Genomic DNA, 2,817 nt, shown 5'->3' with positions numbered 1-2,817 from the left:
TCCAAGATCCACAAAATGAAACAGGTTCGTAATATGGATCAGATTAACGCTGCTCCACTGCTGCTTTTTTCCACGAACTCCACAATCGGTGTGATTTTTCTTACGCAAAATCACCGCTCCAGCTGACCGTTTCCCTTGGCGGGGTATTAGGCGACAATTACTCTGACCGGGTCGCGACAATTACTCTGGCCTGTTTGTAATCTTAGCGTCATGGTTCTTCTTTTCATGGAGAGGTTGTGACGCTCAACATCAGACAGGTCGACTTTTATATGACTCAACGAAATAAAGGGCTTACTCAGCAAGCGGCGACGACAACTACCGGTATTTCCATCCGCTCCGGACGCCGAATCGAAAAGGGCCAGTGGCAACAGGCGGGGGAACGCCACTGGCGTACCCGTAACGACCCGCTTGCTGAGGTCTGGAACAGTGACATCATCCCCCTGCTGAGCTCTTGTCCGCAGATCACGCCGGTGACGGTGTTCGAACATTTGCAGGACAAATACCCAGGTAAATATCCCGACACCATCCGCAGAACGCTTCAGCGTCGCATCCGTACCTGGAAAGCCTGCCACGGTGAGGAAAAGGAGGTGATGTTCCTACAGGAACACCAGCCCGGCCTGAGAGCCTTATCTGATTTTACCCAACTCAAGGGGACTGAGATCACCATTAATGGCCGGCCGCTTGAGCATAAACTCTTCCACTTCCGGCTAGAGTGGAGCCGCTGGAGCTGGCTGCGAGTAGTCACCGGAGGTGAGAGCTTCACCGCGCTTGCCGAAGGTGTTCAGGAAGCGCTTGGGCAACTGGGCGGTGTTCCGCAGGAGCACCGCACCGACAGCCTGTCCGCCGCGTGGAAAAACCTGAGTGAAGACGACCATCGCGATCTGACGGAACGTTATGCTCACCTGTGTGAACACTACGGCATGGTTCCGTCGCGCAATAACAGCGGGCGCGGTCATGAAAATGGCTCCGTTGAATCGGCACACGGGCATCTGAAACAGCGTATCCGTCAGGCGCTGTTGCTGAGAAACAGTCATCACTTCGCGACGCTGGATGAGTACCGGCAGTTCATCACGCAGCAGGTGCAGCGTTATAACCAGCGTAATCACGATTTGCAGTGCTTAAACCGCTTCCCGAGAGGCGCTGTGCGGACTATGAAGAACTGTCAGTCCGGGCGAGCAGCAGTAGCACTATCAATGTCAGGCTCGTGGTGTACAGCGTCCCATCCCGTGTTATCGGTCAGATGCTTAAGGTCCGTCTGTGGGACGATCGGCTGAGCTGTTATGTCGGCAGTGAAGAGGTGATGAGCTGCCGCCGCGTCCGTCCCGCGAAGGGAAAACGCCGTGCCCGCAGCATCGACTTCCGGCACGTCATTGGTGGTCTGGTCAGAAAACCCAACGCCTTTTACCACGCTGCGCTGCGTAATGACATCCTGCCTGATGACGAATGGCGCAAACTCTGGCAGCGGATGTGCTCACGACTCTGCCCCCAACTGGCCAGCCGGCTGATGGTTAATGCACTGAAACTGGCGGCAGAACAGGAAGATATCTCGCGGGTTGCTCAGGGCGTAAACCAGCTCCTGCTGGAACCCGGAAAACCCGACCTCCAGAAACTCCTGAATTATCTGAACGTGAAAGGAAGCGGAGAGTTACCCGCCGGAACGCTGGTTCAGCACAGCCTGCATAGTTATGACAAGTTGCTGCAAAAAGGAGGCCTTCAGTGACCGATATCCATACGCTGGAGAGACTGCTTCGAAAACTCAGGCTGACGCGGGTGGCCTCCGAATGGCACAGCCAAGAAAAGCGTGCGCTGGCAGAAGGGTGGACACCCTCCCGTTATCTGCTGTCGCTGTGCAGCGAGGAAGCGACACATCGGGAGAGCGAGCGGCGGCGGCGTTATATAAAGGATGCCAGGCTGCCTGCGGGTAAATCCGTGTCGGAATATAACTTCGCTCAGGTGCCGGAACTGAACGCAGCCCAGGTCCGTCAGTTGTGCGAGACAACGGACTGGGTTGATGCGGGAGAAAATGTGCTGCTGTTCGGTGCCAGCGGACTGGGCAAAAGCCATCTGGCGGCGGCGATCGTTGACGGCGTTGTAGGTCAGGGCTACCGGGCGCGGTTCTACAGTGCGGGAGAACTGCTGCAGGAGCTGCAAAAAGCCCGGTCGCTGCTGAGACTTAACGAAGTGTTGCTGAAGTTGGATCGCTACCGGGTGATAGTGATAGATGACCTGGGTTATGTCAAACGTGACAATGCTGAAACCGGGGTATTGTTCGAACTTATCGCGCACCGGTACGAAAGAGGCAGTCTGATCATCACCAGCAACCATCCGTTCAGCACATGGGGAAGCATCTTCGTGGAAGAGACGATGGCGGTAGCAGCGGCGGATCGGTTGATCCATCACGGTTATATCTTCGAGTTAAAAGGAGAAAGTTACAGAAAGAAAACATCAAAAGCGATAACGCAGCAGTCAACTAAGCAAGAATCCTAAGGCGGCCAGGATAGTTGACGCGTACCGGCAAAAGTAATTGACGCCTAATAATCTGGCAACTGGCGATATTCAGCTCTTTCATCAGCTTACCAGCCAGCGGCCCATTTTGACGCCAGAGTCCCTGCTGACGATGGCAGCGATACTTCGGGCGCCGGCAGAGCCGCCGCTGGCGTTCCAGGCCTCCATGACCTTGCTACGCTTGACCACACGTTCGCCGTCAGGCTCATTCGCTGAAGCCGGCCAGTGCCTGTAGCTGCTGCGATGGACGTCAAAAGTCTGGCACAACGCAGCGACCGGATACCTCGCTCTCAGCCTGTCGACTACCGTGAA

General features: G+C 55.6%; 1 protein-coding gene and 2 pseudogenes. 2 read left to right on the top strand and 1 reads right to left on the bottom strand.

What is annotated here, in order from left to right; all coding sequences use genetic code 11:
* Positions 1–236 precede the first annotated feature (236 nt).
* A pseudogene (gene istA, locus BBW68_RS14420) lies at positions 237–1,720 on the top strand (IS21 family transposase).
* Positions 1,717–2,487: an IS21-like element helper ATPase IstB gene (istB, locus tag BBW68_RS14415; RefSeq protein ID WP_070135882.1), complete on the top strand. Its 771-nt coding sequence runs from the start codon at positions 1,717–1,719 to the stop codon at positions 2,485–2,487. The pseudogene istA and the gene istB overlap by 4 nt, the downstream one beginning before the upstream one ends.
* A gap of 81 nt (positions 2,488–2,568) precedes the next feature.
* Here the strand turns inward: istB and BBW68_RS19275 are convergent.
* Positions 2,569–2,817: pseudogene (locus BBW68_RS19275) on the bottom strand (IS3 family transposase); the annotation flags it as partial.

The organism is Candidatus Erwinia dacicola, from assembly GCF_001756855.1.
Classification (GTDB): domain Bacteria; phylum Pseudomonadota; class Gammaproteobacteria; order Enterobacterales; family Enterobacteriaceae; genus Erwinia; species Erwinia dacicola.
Note: the sequence above shows the minus strand (reverse complement) of the source record. Positions and strands in the feature narration are given on the sequence as shown.